This window comes from Frigoribacterium sp. Leaf164 (assembly GCF_001423665.1).
GTDB classification, from domain to species: domain Bacteria; phylum Actinomycetota; class Actinomycetes; order Actinomycetales; family Microbacteriaceae; genus Frigoribacterium; species Frigoribacterium endophyticum.
This window is the reverse complement of record NZ_LMOX01000002.1, coordinates 572-22,524: the sequence shown is the minus strand read 5'-3', so window position 1 is coordinate 22,524 and position 21,953 is coordinate 572. Positions and strand designations below refer to the sequence as shown.

Below are 21,953 nucleotides of genomic sequence, written 5' to 3'. Positions count from 1 at the left end.
CTCGCGGGGCGGGTCGCCCCGGCGGCGACCCGCCCCGCCCAGAACGACCACAGACCGGAGGCCCCCATGCCCGTCAAGACCCTTCCCGCCGCCCTCGCCACCGCCGCCGCCGTCCTGCTGGCCGTCACGGCGTGCACCACGACGACCGTGTCGACCGACGACCCCAGCGGCGCGGCCACGACCGCCGAGTCGTCGCCCACCGCCGAGGGCCAGCCCGACAACGAGTGCGTCGACGGCATCGCCTACATGCAGTTCACCGACGAGACCACCGAGCTGAGCCTGCCCGACGGCTGCGGCACGGTGTTCGTGCTCGGCGACGGCGGCACCGCCGACCTCGGCCCCGTCGGCGACCTCGGGGTGATGGGCAACGGCTCGACGATCCGCGTCGAGAGCGTCGGGCGCCTCGACCTGACCGGGAACGACAACACGATCGAGCACGGCGGCGACGCGCCGGAGATCCTCGGCGAGGAGGCGGAGAACGGCACGGGCAACTCGGTCGTCGCCCGGTAGCGGCACCTCGCGCGTTCTGCTCACAGGCGTTGTCAGAACGGTCCGTATCAATGTTACATTTCGTGTCGTCGCTCCCGACCGGGGGCGCGAGACGAGAGGCACCACGGCATGATCACGACCTTCCGACGCGCCGCCACGGCGACGCTCGCGGCCCTCACGCTGGCGGCCGGCGCGCTCGCCGTCCCGGCCGCCGCCCCGGCGTCCGCGGCCGAGCCCGCGGCGGCCGACCCGACCCTGTCCATCACGATCGCGGAGCTGACGCGCATCGACCTCGGGCGGCCTCGCGTCCCCGTGCAGCAGCCGACGCCGGTCGAGGTCGGCGTCCGCTTCGGGCACGCGGGCGGCGGTGACGCGGCCGGCGCCCTGACCTTCACCGCGCCGGCGGGCACGACCTTCGCGCCCGGCCAGGCCCGGCTGCCCGCCCAGCAGCGCCTCGAGGGCCGGGCGGGCTGGGAGCCCGTGCCCACCGGGTGGGACCTCGTCGAGGGGGCGCGCTCGGCCGACGGCCGGAGCTACGCCTACCGCTTCCCGGGCGACGCGGGCGCGATCCCCGTCGGCCTCGCGCTCAAGTGGGCTCCGGTGCTCGTGGCCGAGGGCTCGGCGCTGGGCGACCGCGAGATCGGCTTCTCGTTCCGCAGCACGGGCGTGAGCTACGCGTACGCGCTCGACGCCGCCGCCCCGATCAAGGTCGTCGACGACGGGCCCGACTTCGGAACGGTCACCCCCGTCACCGTGGCGAGCACCGACCTCGTCCGGGGCCGGAGCACCGACGTGTCGTTCGTCGTCGCCAACTCCGAGCCGCGCACCGGTTACGAGGTGAGCGTGCGCCTCACGGCCCCCGCGGGCACCACCTTCCCCGTCGACGCGACGGTCGAGACGACCTGGCGGCCGGGCAGCTCGGGCGACTGGCGCCCGGCCCCGCAGATGAGCCTGCAGGCCGTGGCGATCAGCGACGCGGGGCGCACGCTCGTCGGCACCCGCGCCTCCGGCCCGCACGGGGGCGGCGAGCAGTACCGCTACACCGTGCCGGTGGCGACGCCGGCCGACGCGGCCGACGGCGCCGACCTCGCGCTCGGCTACCGCTACCGGGGCACCTCGGGCCAGGGGGCGTTCCAGGCGACGGGCACGGCACCGGTGCGCATCGTCGACGACGCCTCCTCGGCGCCGATCACGCTCACCACGCCCGACGCCGCCGGCATCGCGGCGGGCTACGAGCTCGGCCGTCCCTTCACCTTCCGCGGCACCGGGCGACCCGGCGCCCCGGTGACCATCGAGAACAGCAAGGGCCTGCGCCTGGGCACCGCCGAGGTCGGGCCGGGCGGCTCCTGGGACTGGACGCGGACCCTGATGGGCAGCTACGTCTGGAGCATGGTCTTCTACCAGGACCTCGGCGAGCCCCGGCAGTCGGAGTGGCGGCTGACGGGCTTCGGTCCGGCGGCGCCGGCCCCCGCGCCCGTCGTGCCCGTCGTCGTGACGCAGCCCGCCGACCCCCGGGTCGGCTACGTCGTCGGAGCGCCCTACACGTTCACGGGCACGAGCCGTCCACGGGCGACGGTCGAGGTGCGGAACTTCCGGGGGCTGCGACTCGGCAGCGTGCAGGCGACGGCGGTCGGCACCTGGAGCTGGACCCGCACGAACATGGGCACGACCGTCTGGGCGCTCCGGTTCGTCGCCGACGCGGGGCTGCCCGCCGAGCAGTCGGCCGAGGTGCGCGACTTCGGGCCGCAGACGGGCACCGTCACCGTGACGAACCCCACGCAGGCCGAGCTCCTGCAGGGGTACGTGCCGGCGCAGCCGTACACGTTCCGCGGCACGGCGACGCCGCTGTCGACGATCACGGTGCGCAACCGGAACGGCCTCCGACTCGGCGAGGCGGAGGTCACCTCGGCCGGCACCTGGTCGTGGACGAGGACGAACATGGGCTACACCGTCTGGTACCTGACGTTCATCCGCGACGAGGGTCGCCCCGGGTCGGAGTCGGCGACCGTGGACGCGTTCGCTCCGCGCACCTGACCGGGCGAGCGGCAGGGCGGCGCGGCGTTGGCGCGGCGGCCGCGGGACCAGCTGACAGGTGACCACGGAGTCTCCGCCGAGCGGAGGGCAGACTGGGGGCATGCGCACCTGGGTCAAGATCTGCGGTCTCTCCACCCCCGAGACGGTCGACGCCGCCGTCGAGGCGGGGGCCGACGCGGTCGGCTTCGTGCTGGCCGAGGGCAGCCCCCGCACCGTCGACGCCGCGACCGTCCGCGAGCTGGCGGCCCGGGTGCCGGAGCACGTCGAGGCGGTCGGCGTGTTCCGGGGCCAGGGCGTCGAGCGGGTGATCGAGCTGGCCCGCGCCTCCGGCCTCTCCACGGTGCAGCTGCACGGCGACGAGTCGCCGGCCGACGTCGCGGCCGCGCACGCTGCGGGGCTCCGGGTGGTGCGCGCGGTCGACGTCGCGACCTACGCGGCCGAGCCCGAGGAGGCGCGGGTCGCCTTCCGAGAAGACCTGCTGCTGATCGACGCGGTCACCCCCGGTGCCGGCGCCGTCTTCGACGGCCGGCCGCTGCTCGACGCCCCGCCCCACCGCGAATGGGTGCTCGCCGGAGGGCTCGATCCCGAGAACGTCGCTGCCCGCGTCGCGGAGCTGCGACCCGCCGGGGTCGACGTCAGCTCGGGGGTGGAGTCGTCGCGCGGGGTGAAGAGCGTCGCGCTGATCCGCGAGTTCGTGGCGGCGGCACGCTCCGGCGACACCGCGTAGCGGGCCCCCCGCGTACGCCGCGAACCGTCCCGCGCGCGGCTCGACGGGCGAGTTCGCCGCGGCCGGGCGGCCACGCCCGCCCGAGAAGGTCGCACTCGCCCGCCCACCCGGCGGCAGCCGCCCGCTAGGGCAGGTCGTCCAGCGACTCGGCGGTCGGCTCGCCGGCCTCCGAGCGCGACACGCTGAGCGACTCGGCGCCCGGCTCGACGTCGACGAGCACCGTGTCGCCGTCGACGATCCGTCCGCCGATCAGGGCCATCGCGAGCTGGTCGTCGATCTGCCGCTGCATCAGGCGGCGGAGCGGCCGGGCGCCGTAGATCGGGTCGAAGCCGCGCTCGGCGAGCCACGCCCGCGCGTCGGGCGTGACGGCGAGCTGCAGCCGACGGTCGGTCAGGCGTCGACCGAGGCGGTCGACGTACAGCGACACGATCTGGCCGAGGTCGTCGGCCGTCAGCGTCGAGAACACGACGATGTCGTCGAGCCGGTTGACGAACTCGGGCTTGAACGCCTGCCGCACGAGGCCCTGCACGAGCTCCTCCTTCTCGGGGTCGCTGAGGCGGGGGTCGGTGATCACCTGCGAGCCGAGGTTCGACGTGAGCACGAGGATCGTGTTGCGGAAGTCCACGGTGCGGCCCTGGCCGTCGGTGAGGCGCCCGTCGTCGAGCACCTGCAGCAGCACGTCGAACACCTCGGGGTGGGCCTTCTCGACCTCGTCCATGAGCACGACGCTGTACGGCCGGCGTCGCACCGCCTCCGTCAGCTGGCCGCCCGCCTCGTACCCGACGTAGCCGGGAGGGGCGCCGACGAGCCGCGAGACGCTGTGCTTCTCGCCGTACTCGCTCATGTCGATGCGCACGAGGGCCTTCTCGTCGTCGAAGAGGAAGTCGGCGAGCGCCTTCGCGAGCTCGGTCTTGCCGACGCCGGTCGGGCCGAGGAAGAGGAAGGAGCCGGTCGGCCGGTCGGGGTCGCTGATGCCGGCACGCGTGCGGCGCACCGCCTCGGAGACGGCCTGGACAGCCGCGCGCTGGCCGATGATGCGGCGACCGAGCTCGCTCTCGAGGTGCAGCAGCTTCTCGGTCTCGCCGCTGAGGAGGCGCCCCACCGGGATGCCGGTCCACGCCGCGACGACCTCGGCGATGTCGGCGTCGGTGACGCTGTCGTTGACGAGCCGCTCGCCCGACTCCTCGAACGACTCGGCCTCGGCGAGGCGCTTCTCGATGTCGGGGATGGTCTCGTAGTTGATCTTGGACGCGTCGGCGTAGCGCCCCTCGCGCATGGCGCGGTCGAGGTCGATGCGGGCCTCGTTGAGGTCGCTGCGGAGCGTGCCGACGCCCTGCAGCGCGGCCTTCTCGGCCTGCCAGCGGGCGTTCAGCGCGTCGTACCGGGCCTTCTGCTCGGTGATCTGCTCGCGCAGCGCGGCGAGGCGGGCGCGCGAGGCGTCGTCCTTCTCCTTCGCGAGCGCGAGCTCCTCGACCTGGAGGCGCACGAGGCCGCGGTAGAGCTGGTCGAGCTCGACGGGCGACGAGTCGATCTCCATCTTGAGGCGCGAGCCGGCCTCGTCGACCAGGTCGATCGCCTTGTCGGGCAGCTGACGGGAGGGGATGTAGCGAGCCGAGAGGGAGGCGGCCGCCACGAGGGCACCGTCGGTGATGGTGACGCCGTGGTGCGCCTCGTAGCGCTCCTTGAGGCCGCGGAGGATGGCGACCGTGTCCTCGACGCTGGGCTCGCCGACGTAGACCTGCTGGAAGCGGCGCTCGAGCGCGGCGTCCTTCTCGATGTACTGGCGGTACTCGTCGAGGGTCGTCGCCCCGATCATGCGCAGCTCGCCACGGGCGAGCATCGGCTTGAGCATGTTGGCCGCCGCGACGCTGCCGTCGCCGCCGCCCGCGCCCATCAGGGTGTGCAGCTCGTCGATGAAGGTGATCACCTGGCCGTCGCTCTCGGCGATCTCCTTCAGCACGGCCTTGAGCCGCTCCTCGAACTCGCCGCGGTACTTCGCGCCGGCGACGAGGGCGGCGAGGTCGAGGCTGACCAGCCGCTTGTCCTTCAGGCTGTCGGAGACGTCGCGCGCCACGATGCGCTGGGCGAGCCCCTCGACGACGGCGGTCTTGCCGACGCCGGGCTCGCCGATCAAGACGGGGTTGTTCTTGGTACGCCGCGTCAGCACCTGGCTGACGCGGCGGATCTCGCTGTCGCGACCGATGACCGGGTCCAGCTTGCCGCTCCGGGCGATCGCGGTCAGGTCGACGCCGTACTGGTCGAGCGCCGACTTCTGCTTCTCGTCGGAAGCCGGAGCGCCCTGCATGTTCGCCATGGGTGGTGCCTCTCTCAGAACGTCTCGGTCGGGCGCGCTGCCCGAACTTGAGTTGAACCGACTCAAGTCTACGCACGCTGGGTCGTCGCGCAAGCTCCCTCACAGCCTCGCTTCGTCGATGACACTGCCCACATGTCACATCTCTCATTGACTCGGGTCGGCATCTGCGCCAGGGTCGTCTCGTCCCCCACAGCCCCACCTCGAGGAACGACGTCGATGACCAGACTCCCCCGCCCCCTCCGCTCCGCCGCCCTCGGCGGAGCCCTCGCCCTCGGCCTCGTCGCGGCCCCGCTGACGTCCGCCGGCGCGACGCCGACTCCTGACCCGTCGGTGACACCGACCGCGACGCCGACGCCGTCGGCCGCCGCACCGACGACGGCCCCGTCGACCTCCCCCGCCTCCCCCTCCGGAGCCAGGGCGGCCGACCCCGCTCCGACGGTCCTCCCCGACGCGACGATCGCCGAGGGCGGGCTGTCGCCGGTGCTGCTCGACCCCGTGCGGCTCGACGCGGGCACGACCGCGCCCGTCCCGATCGCCCTCCGGGTCGACGCTGCACGCCCCGACCTCGTCGGCACAGTGGCCCTCGAGGCCCCGGCCGGCTCGACCTTCGTGGCCGCCGACACGGCGGCGGGGTGGTGGCGGCCGGGCGGCGACGAGACGTGGCGGCGCGACGCGAGCCTCGACCTGCGGGGCGGGAGCGTCGGCGGCGGCGCGACCCGCGCCTCCTTCACGCTCGACACGAGCGGATTCGCAGCGGGCCACGCCGACGGCGACGAGCTGCGCTTCGACCTGGCGGTGGCGACCCCGCTCGACGCGGAGCCCGACGACTCGGAGCTGACCTGGTCGGCCGTCGGGGCGGGAGGGGCCGGAGGCGCGTTCGAGGTGCAGGGAGCGACCTACACCGTGACGGAGCCCGCGCCCTCGGCCGCTCCCGTGATGACCGTCCCGGCCCGCGTCGCCGACGGCTACACCGCGGACGCGCCGTACACCTTCCGGGGCACCGGCCGGCCGCTGGCCCCCCTGACCGTCCTCAACACGAAGGGACTGCCGCTGGGCAGCACGTCGGTGCTGCCCGACGGCACCTGGTCGTGGACCCGGCCGAACATGGGCACGTACGAGTGGAGCCTCGTCTTCGTGCAGGACGCGGGCACGCCCCGCGAGCGCGAGACGCGGCTGCTCGGCTTCGTGCCGGCGCAGGGCCCGCAGATCGCGGTGACGACGCCCGACGCGGCGCAGCTGGCGCGGGGCTACGTGCCCGACGCCCCGTTCACCTTCCGTGGCACCGGTCGCCCCGGGGCGCTCGTCGGCGTGACGAACCTCAGCGGCTTCCGCCTGGGGGAGGCGCGGGTCGGCCCCGAGGGCACCTGGTCGTGGACGCGCGCCGACATGGGGTCGTACCTCTGGTCGATGGCGTTCGTGCAGGACGAGGGCACCTACCGCCCGTCGTCGACGATGGTGCGCGGCTTCGCCCCCGCCGTCGACGCTCCGCGGCTGACGACGCCGTCGGCGTCGCAGATCGTCGCGGGCTACCCCGTGTACACGGCGTACACGTTCGCCGGCACGGGCAAGCCCGGCGCCCTGATCGACGTGCTCAACACGAAGGGCCTGCAGCTCGGCCGTGCGGTGGTCGCCCCCGACGGAACCTGGTCGTGGCGGATCGGCACCCTGCAGGCGTTCACCTGGTCGATCGACTTCGTGCAGGAACGCGGTACGGACGGTGAGCTCGTCGCGCCGCTGCGGGGGTTCGCGCCGCGCGGGTGAGGCCCTTCGGCGACGCCGAGCCTTCACCCTGGCCCCTCACCTGGTCACCTCTCCCGCTTCGCCCGCCACTTTGGACATGTCGAGTGAGGTGCGTAACATATCAGGATCGCGGCCAGCTCTGTCGGTGCCGCCCGACCAGGAAGAACTCACGACATGAAGAAGAAACTGATAGCCGCCGGGGCGGCCGGGCTCACCGTGGCCACGGTCGTCACCGGATTGAGCTTCGGGGCGACGGCAGCACCTGCCGATCACTCCTGGACCACGGCGTCGCCGTCCAGTGACGCCACGGCGTCACCCTCGAGCCCGGCCTCAGCCACACTCCTCGACAGCCAGCCAGGAGAATCCAAGCCGGGTCCAGTCGGCGAGCCCTTCGCCCCTGGAGACTCCGGGCAGGTCGACGACGTCTCCATCCACGCCGAGAAGCTCCGCGGCAAACTGGTCTGGTACGGCCAGGTCGGTACCACGACGGGCCACAACTACATGATCAGCCGCTCGGTGGGCGCGCTCTCAGGGGACCGCGCGACCGACTACGCGAACGCGGTCTCTCGCGGCAACACCTTCGAGATGCCCGAGCGAGGCACTACGGGAGTCGTCAAGGGGCTGGACGGCTTCGCAAAGGACAGGTGCATCACCGTGCCCGCGTCCGGCCCCTTCCTGTCACTGCTGGAGTGCAACGAGAACAACCGCAAGCAGCAGTGGTTCTGGACAGGCAACGCCCTGGAAGCCGTCTCACCCAACTACAACGCCAGGATGTACTTGAACGCAGGCCAAGATCCGATCAATGGTCCGAAGAGCGTCAAGGCCGTGACAGCAGTGCGCGCTGCAGCCTTCAACCCTGCAGCTTTCACTGAGGTGCCGTCGCTAGCCGCCAAAGTCGCATCGATCGACCACATCGCTCACAGTGCTGTAGTCACGGGTACGGCGCGTCCTGGGGCACAGGTCGAGATCGGCGACATCGCAGTCACGGCACACCCTACGACCGGAGCATTCTCGCTCACGGTCACCGGGCTGACCGCTGGCCTCAACACGCTCACGGTCATCCAGAAGGTCGACAATACGCAGGTCGGCAACACGGTCCGTCTCGCCGCCACGGTGATCGAAGGCGGCACGGTCGTGCCGGTGCCTCAGCCCGGCGTCGAGCTGGTGCGCGGTGAGACCACCTCCGTGCCGTTCGTCGTGCAGCTGAACGAGGCGCGCGGCGCTGTCACGGGCACGACCACGGTGACCGCCCCCGCGGGCACCACCTTCGCCCCCGGCCAGACCACCATCGCCGCGTCGTGGCGCCCCGGCAGCACCGGAGCCTGGAACCCGGCAACCAACGTCAACCTCACGGGTGGCGTCCTCAACGCGGACCGCACCCAGATGACCTTCGACCTCGGGCCGACGGCAGGGAGCCACTCCTCCGGTCAGCAGTGGCGTTACCTGTTCGACGTCGAGACGCCGATGGTCGCGGCCGCCGGCTCGTCGTCGATGGGCTACGTCTTCGCCGGCTCCACGCCGGGCAACCCCTTCCGCGCCGAGGGCAGCACCCCCACCACCATCGAGGTCAACGAGCAGCCCACGGTCGCCAGCGTCATGTCGGTCGACCCGATCGCCAAGACCGCCGTCGTCTCGGGCACCGCCACTCCCGGTGCGACCATCACCATCGGCGACCAGGAAGCCGTCGTCCAGGACGACGGCAACTGGAGCATGACCGTCGAGGGCCTGCAGGTCGGCTCGAACCAGCTCGTCGTGCAGCAGAGCATCGCCGGCGAGGACTACGGCGACCCCGTCACGCTCGACGCGGTCGTCGCCGCCCTCACCACCAGCCTCGGCGCGAACGACGTCACGGTGACGTCGGAGGCCGACGGCTGGTTCACCGAGGGCACCGAGGGCACCGTCACGATCACCACCCAGACGGGCACCAGCCCCACCGGCGCCACCGTCCGACCCGGCGAGTCGCTCTCCTGGACCACCACGCTGCCCGAGGGCTTCGAGGCGGGCGACCTGCCCGCCACCGAGACCGTCGACGGCTGGACCACCGAGCACGTCGTCGCCACCGACTCCGAGGGTCGCCAGACCGTCGAGGTCAAGGTCACCAACACCACGACCGAGAACCGCGAGTACGCCGCCGCCGGCGACATCACCTTCCCGGTCGTCTCGACGGGCAAGCCCGCCGCCGACGGCACGATCACCACGGTGTTCACGCCGCCGACCAGCTACACCTCGTCGGCTCCGGACGCGTCGACGGTCGCCAAGGCGCCCCTGCCCCTGACGGCCACGGTCGCGCAGCGCAACGACATCGCCCAGACCGTCGTCGTCACCGGCAGCGGCACGCCCGGCCAGCAGGTCACGATCGGTGACGTCACCGAGACGATCCGCCCCGACGGCAGCTACGAGATCACCGCGCCCTTCACGGGCACCGGCGACCTCGAGGTCACCGTCAGCCAGGAGATCGGCGGCACCGTCCACGACGAGGCCACGGTCGAGTTCACCTCGGTCGAGGGCGGCACGCTCGTCGGCGTGCAGCAGACCCGCGTCAACCTGCCGCGCAACACGACGTCGATCATCCCGATCGTCGTCCAGAACAACGAGGCCCGCGAGGCCGCGACGGGCACCGTGACCTTCACCGCCCCGAAGGACACGATCTTCCAGGACGGCCTCACCGTCCTCGGCGAGCGCCGCAGCGGCACCGCCGGCGGCTGGGAGAGCGACGCGTCGCTCGACCTGACCGGCGGCGTCATCAGCGAGAACGGCACGAAGATCACCTTCCAGCTGCCCGCCCGAGCCATCCCGGCCGAGCAGCAGCTGCGCTACCTCGTCGAGGTGTTCACCTCGCGCACCGCGTCGGCCGGCAACCGCCAGCTCGACTACACCTACGAGGGCACCAGCTCCATCGGTGACTTCCGCGCCACCGGCAGCACCATCGGCCGCGTCGCCTCCATCGACCCCTCCGCCATCCGCGAGTAGTCGACCGGCGACACCAGCACCACAGCACCACAGCACCACAGCACAAGGCGACCGCCCCGGTCACCGCCCCGCAGCAGCGGGCGCGGAGACCGGGGCGGTCCGTCGTCCCGCCCTCGGATCCGCGCTCGTCCACAGGGGCGCCAGAGATCTCCTCACATGCGTTATCGTCATCTCGACCACACCGCTGTCATGCGACATGCGCATGTCACCACCACCGACCGAGATGCCTCGGCACTGCCCCGGAAGAAGGCGACCCGTGAGACGACGTACGACAGAAGCACTCGCGACCGGGCTGGTGATCACCCTGGTCGTCGGCAGCCTCGCCCTGGCCCCGGGATCGCCGACCGCCCAGGCGTCACCGGTCGACGACGGCGTCACCACCGCCTCCGCGGCGACGGTCGTGACGCACGAGCCCGACGCCGCGCCGAGCGGCCCGACGGAGGACACCGCGGCTCCTCCCTCGCCGGAGGCCGCTCCGCCGACGCCCCCCAGCTCGACCGACGGCGCCCGCCTCTTCCTCACGGTCTCCCCGCCTACTGGCGTCTCACTGCAGAGCGACCACGTCGGGCTGACCGTGCGGGGCACTCCGCAGTGCAACGTGTCGAACTGTCGCCTGCTCGTGTCGACCAGCTCGCAGCCCCTCTCGTCACCCGGCAGCGAGATCCCCTCCGGCACGAGCACCTGGCCGTCGTGGTGGGCCGAGGGCACGACCCGCACCCTCTACGTCCACTCCTGGGGCAACGGCTGGGGCTGGACGAAGACGAACTGGAACACCTCGTACACCGTGACCAGGCCGGTGACGACCGCGCTGACCGCGAGGGTCGCCTCGACCGACCACGTCGGCAGGTCGGCGGTGATCACGGGCGTCGCGACGAAGGGGGCCCGGGTCGAGATCGGCAGCAGGTACGCCACCGCCAGCACCACCACCGGCGCCTGGAGCATGACCGTCTCCGGCCTCGCCGTGGGGGCGAACACCCTCACCGTCGTCCAGAAGATGGGGACGACGACGATCGGCAGCTCGGTCCGGGTCACGGTGACCATCGACCCCCAGGTCGTCCCCGGGCTGGTCCGACAGGTGGACGCGACCCCTCAGGCCCTCCTGCGAGGCGACGACACGGCGGTCACCGTGGCGGTCGAGTTCACCGAGCGGACGCAGTCGGCCCCGGGCACCGTCACGGTCACGGCACCGGCCGGCACCACCTTCGCCACCGGGCAGGACACCCTGGAGGCGGAGTACCGGGCGGGCTCCGCCACCACCTGGCAGGACGCCCCCGCGTCCGCGTCGTGGGACCTCGTCTCGGGACGCCGCTCGGCTGACGGGTCGACCTACTCGTACGCCTTCCCCGGCACCGGCTCGGCCCTCGACGCCGGCGGCGACCTGCGCTGGGCCCCTCGCGTCTCGACGCCCCTCGACGCCCCCGTCGGCACGCCCGCCCTCGGGTTCACGATGACCGGCGCCCTGAACGCGAAGCTCTACGACGTCACGGGCAGGGTCGACACGCCCATCGCCGCGGCGGCGCTCACCGCCGAGGTGGTGTCGGTCGACGCGCAGGGCAGGGTGGCCGCCGTCAGGGGCACGGCGACGCCCGGCGCGACGGTCGCGGTCGGCGACTCCGCCACCACCGTCGCCGAGAGCGACGGCACCTGGAGCACCACCGTCGAGGGCCTCGACCTGGGCGACAACGAGCTCGTCGTCACGCAGACCGTGGGCGGGGTGCCGGTGAGACCCTGAGGTCGGGCCGCTGGCTCACCGCGAGCGGGTCAGGCGGCGGGCACCGGGGCCGGGGCCGGGGCCGGGGCGATTCGTCCCTCGCTGCCAGACGGGCGGGGCAGGATGAGCCCATGATCGACGTCGACCTCGCCCGCCGCCTCCGAGACGCCGGGCTGCGCTGGCGCCCCTCCCCCGGCGATCGCTTCGTCGTCGAGCGCCTGGTCGACAGCGACGAGGGCGTCGGCGAGGTCTTCACCCTCAGCGACATGACCATCGAGGCCCACGAGCACCCCACGGGCACCGTGCTCGGCTTCAACGGCACGACCGAGTGGGCCCTCGACTCCGTCGCCGCCGACGACGCCCTCTGGCTGCCGCGCGAAGACCAGCTCCGCGAGCTGCTCGGCAGCACCTTCGTCTCGCTCACGCGCGTGCTCGTCGACGGCGAGCCCCTCGCCTACCGTGTCACCGTCGCCCTCGACGGCGCTGCGGACACCGGGCCCGACTCCGTGCACGTCGCCGCCGACCCCGAGACGGCCTACGCCCACGCGCTCCTCGCCTACATCGAGGCATCGCTCCGCCTCGACGACCCCGAGGAGGCCGACGGCCTCCTCGGCCCCGGCGCCGAGCACGACGGCGACGCGACGAACTGATCCCCGCGCGAAGTACCTCGGCGCCATCGAGGTGACTCTTGCTGGGCCCTCCGCCCCGAGCAGGGCCCAGGAAGAGTCACTTCGATCACTGCTGCCTCACGTCAGTTGCCACTTTGGGGGACTCACGGGCGTTCAGAGGCCCCCAAAGTGGCAACTGACGAGAGAAGTACGACGAGAAGGGGCAGGCTCAGCGGCGGGTGGACACCGTCACGGTGAACTTCGGCCCGCGCGAGACCTGACGCGTCGGCCCGACGGTGCGCTCGAGCGCGCTGCGGTAGCCGAGGTGCGAGTTCCAGACGCACCAGAGCTCCCCGCCCGGCTCGAGCAGGCGCGCGGCCGCGGCGAAGAGCTTGTGCGCGAGGCCGGCGTGCACGGTGGCGCCGACGTGGAACGGCGGGTTGAGCAGCACCAGGCCGGCGGAGCCTGCGGGAAGGGAGGCTCCTGCGTCGTCACGCCGCGACTCCACCCGGTCACCGACGCCGGTCGCGTCGGCCGTCGCGCGGGCCGAGGCCACGGCGGCCGCCGACTGGTCCGTCGCGACGACGTGCGCCTCGGGGTGCGCGAGCGCCCAGGAGGCGGCGAGCACCCCCGTTCCGCACCCGAGGTCGACGACGCGTGACGCCTCGGGCGCCCCGACGGCCAGCGCCTCCAGCAACGCTCGGGTGCCGACGTCGATCGATGAGCCGGCGAAGGCCGCGCCGTGTGCGACGACCACGAGGTCGCCGTGCCGCTCGGAGCGAGGCCACGTCGAAGTGGTGCCAGCCGAGGAGGCGCTCGCCGCCGAGGAGGCGGTGGCTCCGGCGTCGGAGCGCGGACCGGAGGCGGTCAGGAGACGCGACTTCTGCCGGGCGAGACCGGCGGAGACGGTGCCGAAGTGACGGCGCAGCACGTCGTTCATCGCCGGGGTCATGTGCTTGACGCGGCCTCCGGCGACGAGCTGCACCTCGGGGTGCGCCTGGGCCGCGACCAGCTCGGCGATCTCGTCGAGCGCGTCGAGGCCGCGCGGCAGCTGCAGGAGCACCACGCGGGCGCCCTCCACGAGCGAGGGGTCGAGCGGCAGGGAGCGCCACGAGGCACTGCTGCCGAGGCGCTCCGCGTTCGCGGCGAGGGCCAGCTCGCCCGAGAGGGCGTCCTGGTGCACGCGGAGCTCGTGCGGGCCGACCAACTCGGCGGCGCCGAGGGTGAGCGCTCCGTAGCGGTCGCCGATGATGGTGACGCGCTCCGGGTGGGCGACCAGCGCCTCCCGCGCGGTGTCGAGCAGGAGGCGGTCGGTCGCGTCGTGTGCGACCAGCTCGGGGGCCTCGACGTCGGGCCACCGGCGGAGCTGCTCGAAGTCGATCACCGGACGAGGCTACCGGGCCGCCCCGGCCCGTCGTCCCCGACCGTGGCGCCGAGTGGGCGCGAAGTGCTGCTCGCTGACGCGTGGGCAGCCGTTCGCGACCACTCGATGTCGGGGTGGCGGAGACGGCGCACGGGCAACGAGGGCGGGGCGGGTCGACGTCCTCGCGGGCGGGCCGACGCCGACCCGCCGGGAGTGACGGGAACCCGCCGCACCCGCCTCAGGCACCGAGTGGTCACGAAGTGCTGCTCGCTGACGCGAGAGCAGCAGTTCGTGACCACTCGACGTTGGGGGGCTCTACTGAAGGGGCCGCCAGACCACGACCGAGGTCTGCCGCGTGGGGCGCGTGCCGTGCCGGAGCGGCACGACGCCGCTCTCGCCCGCCGCGAACACGCGCGCACCGGGCCGGTTGACCAGCTCGTCGGCCAGCGCCCGCTCCAGCTCACGCACCCGCGACTGCAGCGCCGTCACCTGGTTCTCGAGCTCGAGGATGCGCTTGACGCCCTCGAGCGAGACTCCCTCGCCGCCGAGCCGCGCGATCTCGCGCAGCTGCACGACGTCGCGCATCGAGTAGCGCCGCGACTTGCCCGCGGTGCGCTGCGGCACCACGAGGCCGAGCCGGTCGTACTGGCGCAGCGTCTGGGCGTGCATGCCCGCGAGCTCGGCCGCCATCGCGATCGCGAAGACGGGCGAGTGCTCATCGAGGGGCCACTGCCCCGCGTCCTGTCTCGCCATCGTCGTCCCCTCCTGCTCGTGGTGCTGGTGCCGGGCCTGGTGCTGCCGAGGCTAGCCCCGGGCCCGCGCGATCAGGTCGTCGCGCGGGTTCTCGGCCGGCAACGCCGCCGCGAGCGCCTCGACGGCCTCGCGCGCCGCGTCGCTGAGGTGGCTCGGCACGGCCACCTGCACCGTCGCCAGCAGGTCGCCCGTGCCGGTCTTCGTCGAGACGCCGCGCCCCTTGACGCGCAGCACCCGGCCGGACGGCGTGCCCGGCGCGACGCGCAGCCGCACGGGCTCGCCGCCGAGCGTCGGCACCTCGATGGTCGCGCCGAGCGCGGCCTCCGTGAACGTCACGGGCACGTCGAGGCGCAGGTTCGCGCCGTCGAGCTCGAACACCGGGTGCGGGCGCACGGCGATGGTGAGCACCATGTCGCCGGGCTCGCCGCCGTCGGGGCTGGACTCCCCACGGCCGCGGAGCCGGATCTTCTGGCCGTCGTGCACGCCGGCGGGGATGCGCACCTTCATCGGCTTGCCGTTCGACGCCTGCAACGAGATGGTCTCGCCGACGACGGCGGTCTGGAAGTCGAGCGTCGTCGTGGCCGTCATGTCGCGGCCCTTCTGCGGGCCGCCGAAGCCGCGGTAGCCGCCGCTCGTCTGGCCGAAGCCGCCGCCGCCGAACATGCCGCCGAAGATGTCCTCGAAGCCCCCGCCACCGCCTCCGCCCTGACGGAACTGCGGGCGCTGGCCGCCGCCTCCGAACATGCCGCCGAAGACGTCCTCGAAGCCGCCGCCACCGCCTCCGGGGCCGCCGCTGCCCGCGGTGAAGCGCGCGCCCGAGCCCATGGCCCTGACCTGGTCGTACTCCTTGCGCTGCTCCGGGTCGGAGAGCACCGAGTTCGCCTCGCTGATCTCCTTGAACTTCGCCTCGGCCGCGGCGTCGCCCGGGTTGCTGTCGGGGTGGTACTTCCGCGCCAGCTTCCGGTAGACCTTCTTCAGCTCGGCCGGGGTGACGTCCTTGGAGACGCCGAGGATCGCGTAGAAGTCCTTGTCGAACCAGTCCTGACTCGCCATCGGGCACCTCCTCTCTTGCGTGTGTCCGGTGGCACGGCCACCGGAGGAAAGAACGGGGGAGGCGGTGGGCCCCTCGTCGAGGAGCCCACCGCCCGTCGCGACTCGCGTCGCGGTCACGGCTCGCGCCGTGGAGGTGCAGGGCTACTGCGGGGTGTGGACGGCGACCTTGGCGGCCCGGATGACCCGGTCGCCGATCTTGTAGCCCGGCTCGATCACGTCGGCGACGGTGTTGACCGTCACGTCGGCGTTCGGCAGCTGCACGAGCGCGTCGTGCATCGTCGGGTCGAAGACCTCGCCCGCCGCGCCGACCTGCGTGAGGCCGAACTTGTCGAGCCCCCCGCGGATCTTCTGCGCGATGACCGTCATCGGGCCCTCGGCGAGGTCGCCGTGCTTCTCGGCGCGGACGAGGTCGTCGAGCGCGGGCAGCAGCGAGCGGATGACCTCGGCGACGACGGCCTCGCGGTTCGCCTCACGGTCGCGCTCGACGCGCTTGCGGAAGTTGACCAGCTCGGCCTGGGCCCGCAGCATGTCCTGCCGCATGTCGGCGACGAGGTCGGTGCTGGCCTGGTCGAGGATGGCCTCGTCGTCGGCGCTGAGGGGCTCGGCCCCGGCGGCGCCCTCGGCGGCCATCTGCTCGGCCGCGGCGGCCGCGCCCTCCGGCGCCTCGGCGCCCGCGGGCACCTCGACATCGGGGGCCTCGGCCTCGACCAGGTCGTCGGCGCCGTCGACCGCGGCGGTGCCGCCGTCCTCCGACGGCACCCCCGCGCTGGCCTCGGGGCGGACGGGCTCCTCGTCGGGAGCGCGGTTCTGCTCGTCAGTCATCGGTCGACCTACTTCTTGTCGTTCTCGTCGTCGTCCACGACCTCGGCGTCGACGATGTCCTCGTCGTCACCGGAGGCCTGGCCGTCGGCGGGGGCGCCCTCGGCACCGGCGGCACCCGCCGCGGCCTCGTCGGCCTGGCCCTGCGAGTAGATCGCCTGGCCGAGCTTCGACTGGCTCTCGTTGAGCTTGTCGAAGGCGGGCTTGATCGCGGAGTCGTCGTCGCCGGCGAGGGCCGTCTTCAGCGCGTCGACGTCGGCCTGGACCTCGGTCTTGACGTCGGCGGGCAGCTTCTCGTCGTTCTCCTTGATCAGCTTCTCGATCGAGTAGACGAGCTGCTCGGCGTTGTTGCGGACCTCGTTGGCCTCGCGGCGAGCCTTGTCTTCTGCAGCGTGCTCCTCCGCCTCGCGGACCATGCGCTCGATGTCGTCCTTCGACAGCGACGAGCCGCCGGAGATGACCATCGACTGCTCCTTGCCCGTGCCCTTGTCCTTCGCGGAGACGTGGACGATGCCGTTGGCGTCGATGTCGAAGGTGACCTCGATCTGCGGGACGCCGCGGGGGGCCGGCGCGATGCCGGTCAGCTCGAAGGTGCCGAGGTTCTTGTTGTCACGGGTGAACTCGCGCTCGCCCTGGAAGACCTGGATCGCGACGGACGGCTGGTTGTCGTCGGCCGTGGTGAAGGTCTCGCTGCGCTTGGTCGGGATGGCCGTGTTGCGCTCGATGAGCTTGGTCATCGCGCCGCCCTTGGTCTCGATGCCCAGGCTCAGCGGGGTGACGTCGATCAGCAGGACGTCCTTGCGCTCGCCCTTCAGCACGCCGGCCTGGAGGGCCGCGCCGACGGCGACGACCTCGTCCGGGTTGACGCCCTTGTTGGGCTCCTGGCCGCCGGTCAGCTGCTTGACGACCTCGCTGACGGCGGGCATGCGGGTGGAGCCGCCGACGAGCACGACGTGCGCGATGTCGGAGACCTTGACCCCCGCCTCCTTGATGACGTCGTTGAAGGGCTTCTTGGTGCGCTCGAGGAGGTCGCTCGTCCACTGCTCGAACTGCGAGCGGGAGATGGTCTCGTCGAGGTTGAGGGGGCCGTCGGCGGTGAGCGTCAGGTAGGGCAGCTGGATGCTGGTCGAGGTGCTCGACGAGAGCTCCTTCTTGGCCTGTTCCGCCGCCTCCTTCAGGCGCTGCTTGGCGATCTTGTCGGTCGAGAGGTCGACGCCGTTCTGGCTCTTGAACTTCTCGATCAGGTGCTCGACGATCCGGTTGTCCCAGTCGTCGCCGCCGAGGCGGTTGTCGCCCGAGGTGCTGCGCACCTGGATGGTGGAGAAGTCGTCGTCCTTGCCCACCTCGAGGAGGGAGACGTCGAAGGTGCCGCCGCCGAGGTCGAAGACGAGGATGAGCTCGTCCTCCTTGCCCTTGTCGAGGCCGTAGGCGAGGGCCGCGGCGGTCGGCTCGTTGATGATGCGGAGCACGTTGAGGCCCGCGATCTCGCCGGCCTCCTTCGTCGCCTGGCGCTCGGAGTCGTTGAAGTAGGCGGGCACGGTGATGACCGCGTCGGTCACGTCTTCGCCGAGGTACTGCTCGGCGTCGCGCTTCAGCTTGCCGAGGATGCGCGCCGAGATCTCCTGCGGGGTGTACTTCTTGTCGTCGATCTCGACCGTCCAGTCGGTGCCGACGTGGCGCTTGACCGACGCGATGGTGCGGTCGACGTTGGTGACGTTCTGGCGCTTCGCGGTCTCGCCGACGAGCACTTCTCCGTCTTTCGTGAAGGCGACGACCGAGGGGGTCGTGCGGAGGCCCTCGGCGTTCGCGATGACGGTGGGCTCGCCGCCCTCGAGGACGCTGACGACCGAGTTGGTGGTTCCGAGGTCGATTCCTACTGCACGGGCCATGTGCTGTTCTCCTTCGTGGTGCGGGGTGATGCGGGAAGTCAGGGGGCCGACCCTTGAGTCGGCCAGGCTCAACTTTACTCACGCTCGCCGCGAGGTCAAGCCAGCCAGCTGAGAGTTGAGCGTGCATGACTCAAGATGCCGCCGGGACGGGGGACGAGGAGGCGCGGTGCCGGCCACGAGATCGCCGGACACCCGTGCCCACTAGGTTGACCCCCATGACCGCCGCGCCGCCGCTCGCCGCCACCCCCGCGATCCCCCGTCGCCGGGTCGTCTCGTGGGCCCTCTGGGACTGGGGCTCGGCCGCGTTCAACGCGGTCGTCACCTCGTTCGTCTTCAGCACCTACCTCGCGAGCGGCGCCTTCGTCGACCCGTCGATCGTGGCGGCCGCGGGCGACGACGCCCGGAACCCCGGCCTCGTGCTCGCGAAGGCCGACAACGCGACGGTGATCTCGACGGCGCTGACGATCGCGGGCGTGCTGATCGCGCTGCTCGCGCCGGTGCTCGGCCAGCGCAGCGACGGCTCCGGCAAGCGGAAGCTCTGGCTCGGCGTCAACACCGCCCTCGTGGTCGTCGCCATGGCGGCGATGGTCTTCGTGGCCCCGGCCCCCGCCTACCTCGTCGCCGGCGCCGCCCTGCTGGCCGCGGGCAACATCTTCTTCGAGTTCGCGAGCGTCAGCTACAACGCGATGCTCGTGCAGGTCTCCACCCGCGAGACGATCGGCAAGGTCTCCGGCTTCGGCTGGGGGCTCGGCTACGTCGGCGGCATCGTGCTGCTCGTCCTCCTGCTCGTCGCCTTCCTGCAGAGCTTCGGTGTGGACGGCCGCGGCGGCCTGTTCGGCGTCCCGACCGGCACCGAGGGAGGCGCGTGGGACGTCCGTCTCTCGATCGTCGTCGCCGCCGTCTGGTTCGCGGTCTTCGCGGTGCCCGTGCTGGTGGCCGTGCCCGAGCCCCCGGTCTCGACCCGCGACTCCGGCCCGCGCGTTGGGTTGATCGGCTCGTACCGGGTGCTCGGCGCGACGATCGCGAAGCTGTGGCGCACGAACCGGCAGGTGTTGATGTTCCTGCTCGCCAGCGCCGTGTTCCGCGACGGGCTCGCGGCGGTGTTCACCTTCGGGGCGATCATTGCGGCACAGGTGTTCGGCTTCTCGCCGAGCGAGGTCATCTACTTCGCGGTGGGGGCGAACCTCGTCGCGGGCATCGGCACCTTCGTCGGCGGCTGGCTCGACGACCGGCTGGGCGCGAAGGCGATCATCGTCGGGTCGCTCGCCGGCCTCGTGCTCGCGGCGTTCGGGGTGCTGGCGATCGGGACCACCGCCTCCCTCTTCTGGGTGCTCGGGCTGGCGCTCGCGCTCTTCGTCGGGCCCATCCAGTCGTCGAGCCGCTCCTTCCTCGCGCGGGTGACGCCGCCCGGGCGCGAGGGCGAGATCTTCGGGCTGTACGCGACGACGGGGCGCGCCGTGAGCTTCCTCGCGCCGGGGCTCTTCACGCTGTTCGTGTCGGCGACGGGCGACACCCGGTACGGGATCATCGGCATCGCGCTCGTGCTGCTCGCCGGGCTGCTGTTGATGCTGCCGGTGAAGGCGGTGCAGCGCTCCATCGACTGATGCCGCCGCGCGTCTCGCGCTCATGATCTCGGATGTAAGATATCGGACGGCCGCCCCGATCGGTCTTCCCGTTCCCTCCATCCGGAAGAAGACATGAGCACGATCAGAACCGGCCTCACCACGGTGGGCCTCGCGGCCCTCGCGGTCGGCGCCTTCAACCCCGCCGCGGCCATCGCCGCACCCGCCCCCACGACCCTCGACGGCACGACCGTCGCCGCCCCGGAGACGGGCACCTCGGCCATCGCGGCCCCCTTCGTCGGCAGGATCACCCCCCTCGGCGACCGCCACATCGCGGTGAACGGAGTCGCCTACGGCGCGACCAGCGTCTCGCTCGACATCCCCGGCGGAGGCGGCGGAGTCGCCCGTGTCGCCCTGGACCGCTTCAGCCACGTGGTGGAGCTCGAGCACCTCGGGAAGGAGGCCACCCTCGTGGCCTACGGCCCCGACGGCCGGAGCGAGAGCGTCACCGTGACGCTCGACATCGGCGACTACGAGGGCGAGCAGGCTCCCGTCGCGACGCCCGTCGTCCACGCCGTCTCGCAGTACGAGGAGGGCGGCGAGCTCGTCATCGAGGGCACGATCGTCTACGACCCCCTGACCTTCGGCCGCACCCTCGTGCGTGCCGACGTGCGCGGAGCTCTCGTGTACGACGCCCCGGACGAGAACGGCGCGTTCTCGCTGCGCATGCCCGCCTCGTACGCCGGCCAGACCGTCGACGTCGTGGCCTCGCGCTCGAGCCTCACGAGCGACGTGGCCACGATCGAGCTCGTCCCGACCGAGGGCAACACCGCCTCCGAGGTCTTCCCGCTCGAGATCGAGTCGCCGGCCGTGGGCGACGTCGTGACGGACGACACGACGACCTTCTCCGGCACTGCCATCCCGAACTCCGAGATCGTCGTGACCCGCGACGCCGAGACCGGCCGCACCGCAGGGACCCTCTGCGAGACGCGTGTCGCCGCCTCGGGCGACTGGAGCTGCACGTCGACGCGCCTCCAGATCGGCAGCTACGAGACGACCGTCACCGAGACTCCGACCTGGAAGTCGGCGCCCACGCAGACGGCGGGAGCGGCGTTCTCCGTCGAGTCCGGCCTGCTGCCCGGCGAGATGCCGGTCACGCCGCAGCTGAGCTCGGTCGAGCTCGACAACACGGGCGAGCTCGCCGTGCGGGTCATCGCCCACAACGCCGGTGAGCTGCGGATGACCGTCGACGGCGAGGAGATCGACACGGTCGGGGGCGGCCACGGCCGCTTCATCTTCCACGTCGACCCCGCACTGCTGGGCGAGACCGCCGTCTTCACCGGCGTCAGCAGAGGAGTGGAGAGCACCCCGCTCGAGGCATCGTTGACGCTGCTCGAGGCACCCGCCGGCGCCCCGCTCCAGGCCCCCCTCGTGCACGAGGTCGCGGAGCTCGACGACGACGACATGTTCACCATCTACGCCACGACCAGCTACTTCCCCGACGAGTACCTCGTGCCGGGCGTCATCGCGAAGGTGGGCGACGAGTTCATCGGCGCGTCGGAGGGGTCCTGGAACGGTGCCACGTTCGTCTCCCTGGACTCCGAGCACGCGGGCGAAGAGATCGACCTCTACACCGTCCGCGGAGACGGCCTGCTGTCCCCCGTCACGACCGTCACGCTCGTTGAGACGGACGGCAACACCGCCCCCGAGGTCTTCCCGCTCGACGTCGTGTCACCGAAGGAGGGCGAGACCGTCGGGGCCGACACCCGGACGTTCAGCGGTGAGGGCATCCCCGGCTCGCGCATCCTCCTCGCGGGAGACGACCTGACGAGGTCCGCACCCCTGGGCAGCACCTCCGTCCTCGCCGACGGCACGTGGACCGCCGAGATCGCGGCGCCGCTGGCCACCGGAGAACAGACCG

General features: G+C 72.3%; 15 protein-coding genes. 9 read left to right on the top strand and 6 right to left on the bottom strand.

Going from position 1 to position 21,953, the window contains the following annotated elements:
* From ASF82_RS07695 to ASF82_RS07685, 3 genes are all read left to right on the top strand, one after another.
* Window positions 1-510, top strand: a 510-nt coding sequence (locus ASF82_RS07695; RefSeq protein WP_235491226.1) for a DUF3060 domain-containing protein, incomplete at its 5' end; no start/stop codon positions are given.
* A gap of 108 nt (window positions 511-618) precedes the next feature.
* Entirely contained in the window at window positions 619-2,523 is a 1,905-nt protein-coding gene (locus ASF82_RS07690; protein WP_056056039.1) for a hypothetical protein, read from the top strand.
* Window positions 2,524-2,623: 100 nt separating this feature from the next.
* Window positions 2,624-3,250 carry a phosphoribosylanthranilate isomerase gene (locus tag ASF82_RS07685; protein ID WP_056056037.1) on the top strand — a complete coding sequence of 209 codons (627 nt, stop codon included), beginning with the start codon at window positions 2,624-2,626 and terminating at the stop codon, window positions 3,248-3,250.
* A 124-nt stretch (window positions 3,251-3,374) separates the two neighbouring features.
* Here ASF82_RS07685 and ASF82_RS07680 read toward each other — a convergent pair whose 3' ends face one another.
* The gene (locus tag ASF82_RS07680; protein WP_082514478.1) at window positions 3,375-5,564 is read right to left on the bottom strand and encodes an ATP-dependent Clp protease ATP-binding subunit; all 2,190 of its coding nucleotides are present in this window, start codon (window positions 5,562-5,564) and stop codon (window positions 3,375-3,377) included.
* A gap of 216 nt (window positions 5,565-5,780) precedes the next feature.
* Between ASF82_RS07680 and ASF82_RS07675 the strand changes: the two genes are divergently transcribed.
* From ASF82_RS07675 to ASF82_RS07660, 4 genes are all read left to right on the top strand, one after another.
* On the top strand, window positions 5,781-7,325 hold the full coding sequence (locus ASF82_RS07675) for a hypothetical protein (RefSeq protein ID WP_056056035.1): 1,545 nt from the start codon (window positions 5,781-5,783) through the stop codon (window positions 7,323-7,325).
* A gap of 153 nt (window positions 7,326-7,478) precedes the next feature.
* Window positions 7,479-10,274, top strand: coding sequence for a hypothetical protein (locus tag ASF82_RS07670; RefSeq protein WP_156369994.1), 2,796 nt, complete (start codon window positions 7,479-7,481; stop codon window positions 10,272-10,274).
* A 256-nt stretch (window positions 10,275-10,530) separates the two neighbouring features.
* Window positions 10,531-12,006: a hypothetical protein gene (locus ASF82_RS07665; protein WP_156369992.1), complete on the top strand. Its 1,476-nt coding sequence runs from the start codon at window positions 10,531-10,533 to the stop codon at window positions 12,004-12,006.
* A 110-nt stretch (window positions 12,007-12,116) separates the two neighbouring features.
* Window positions 12,117-12,635 (top strand): pilus assembly protein CpaE, encoded by a 519-nt coding sequence (locus ASF82_RS07660; protein WP_235491225.1) that lies wholly within the window; start codon window positions 12,117-12,119, stop codon window positions 12,633-12,635.
* A gap of 187 nt (window positions 12,636-12,822) precedes the next feature.
* On the opposite strand, the gene ASF82_RS07655 is transcribed toward ASF82_RS07660, so the two are convergent.
* The 5 genes from ASF82_RS07655 to dnaK all read right to left on the bottom strand — a co-directional run bounded on the left by ASF82_RS07655 (window position 12,823) and on the right by dnaK (window position 18,470).
* Window positions 12,823-13,977: a methyltransferase gene (locus ASF82_RS07655; RefSeq protein WP_056056029.1), complete on the bottom strand. Its 1,155-nt coding sequence runs from the start codon at window positions 13,975-13,977 to the stop codon at window positions 12,823-12,825.
* A gap of 294 nt (window positions 13,978-14,271) precedes the next feature.
* Entirely contained in the window at window positions 14,272-14,709 is a 438-nt protein-coding gene (locus ASF82_RS07650) for a heat shock protein transcriptional repressor HspR (protein ID WP_056056026.1), read from the bottom strand.
* Between the two features lie 51 nt (window positions 14,710-14,760).
* Window positions 14,761-15,762, bottom strand: coding sequence for a DnaJ C-terminal domain-containing protein (locus tag ASF82_RS07645; protein ID WP_056056023.1), 1,002 nt, complete (start codon window positions 15,760-15,762; stop codon window positions 14,761-14,763).
* Window positions 15,763-15,903: 141 nt separating this feature from the next.
* Window positions 15,904-16,584, bottom strand: coding sequence for a nucleotide exchange factor GrpE (locus ASF82_RS07640; RefSeq protein ID WP_235491224.1), 681 nt, complete (start codon window positions 16,582-16,584; stop codon window positions 15,904-15,906).
* A gap of 8 nt (window positions 16,585-16,592) precedes the next feature.
* Entirely contained in the window at window positions 16,593-18,470 is a 1,878-nt protein-coding gene (gene dnaK / locus ASF82_RS07635) for a molecular chaperone DnaK (RefSeq protein ID WP_056056021.1), read from the bottom strand.
* Between the two features lie 215 nt (window positions 18,471-18,685).
* Here dnaK and ASF82_RS07630 point away from each other — a divergent pair, with 215 nt between their 5' ends.
* The gene (locus ASF82_RS07630) at window positions 18,686-20,074 is read left to right on the top strand and encodes an MFS transporter (RefSeq protein ID WP_056056018.1); all 1,389 of its coding nucleotides are present in this window, start codon (window positions 18,686-18,688) and stop codon (window positions 20,072-20,074) included.
* Window positions 20,075-20,167: 93 nt separating this feature from the next.
* Window positions 20,168-21,953 (top strand): hypothetical protein (locus ASF82_RS07625; protein WP_162240265.1); only part of this gene is annotated, 1,786 nt, incomplete at its 3' end.

Coding starts and splice junctions, on each gene's coding strand:
- ASF82_RS07690 (WP_056056039.1), top strand. CDS start 619: ATGATCACGACCTTCCGACGCGCCGCCACGGCGACGCTCGCGGCCCTC.
- ASF82_RS07685 (WP_056056037.1), top strand. CDS start 2,624: ATGCGCACCTGGGTCAAGATCTGCGGTCTCTCCACCCCCGAGACGGTC.
- ASF82_RS07680 (WP_082514478.1), bottom strand. CDS start 5,564: ATGGCGAACATGCAGGGCGCTCCGGCTTCCGACGAGAAGCAGAAGTCG.
- ASF82_RS07675 (WP_056056035.1), top strand. CDS start 5,781: ATGACCAGACTCCCCCGCCCCCTCCGCTCCGCCGCCCTCGGCGGAGCC.
- ASF82_RS07670 (WP_156369994.1), top strand. CDS start 7,479: ATGAAGAAGAAACTGATAGCCGCCGGGGCGGCCGGGCTCACCGTGGCC.
- ASF82_RS07660 (WP_235491225.1), top strand. CDS start 12,117: ATGATCGACGTCGACCTCGCCCGCCGCCTCCGAGACGCCGGGCTGCGC.
- ASF82_RS07650 (WP_056056026.1), bottom strand. CDS start 14,709: ATGGCGAGACAGGACGCGGGGCAGTGGCCCCTCGATGAGCACTCGCCC.
- ASF82_RS07645 (WP_056056023.1), bottom strand. CDS start 15,762: ATGGCGAGTCAGGACTGGTTCGACAAGGACTTCTACGCGATCCTCGGC.
- ASF82_RS07640 (WP_235491224.1), bottom strand. CDS start 16,584: ATGACTGACGAGCAGAACCGCGCTCCCGACGAGGAGCCCGTCCGCCCC.
- dnaK (WP_056056021.1), bottom strand. CDS start 18,470: ATGGCCCGTGCAGTAGGAATCGACCTCGGAACCACCAACTCGGTCGTC.
- ASF82_RS07630 (WP_056056018.1), top strand. CDS start 18,686: ATGACCGCCGCGCCGCCGCTCGCCGCCACCCCCGCGATCCCCCGTCGC.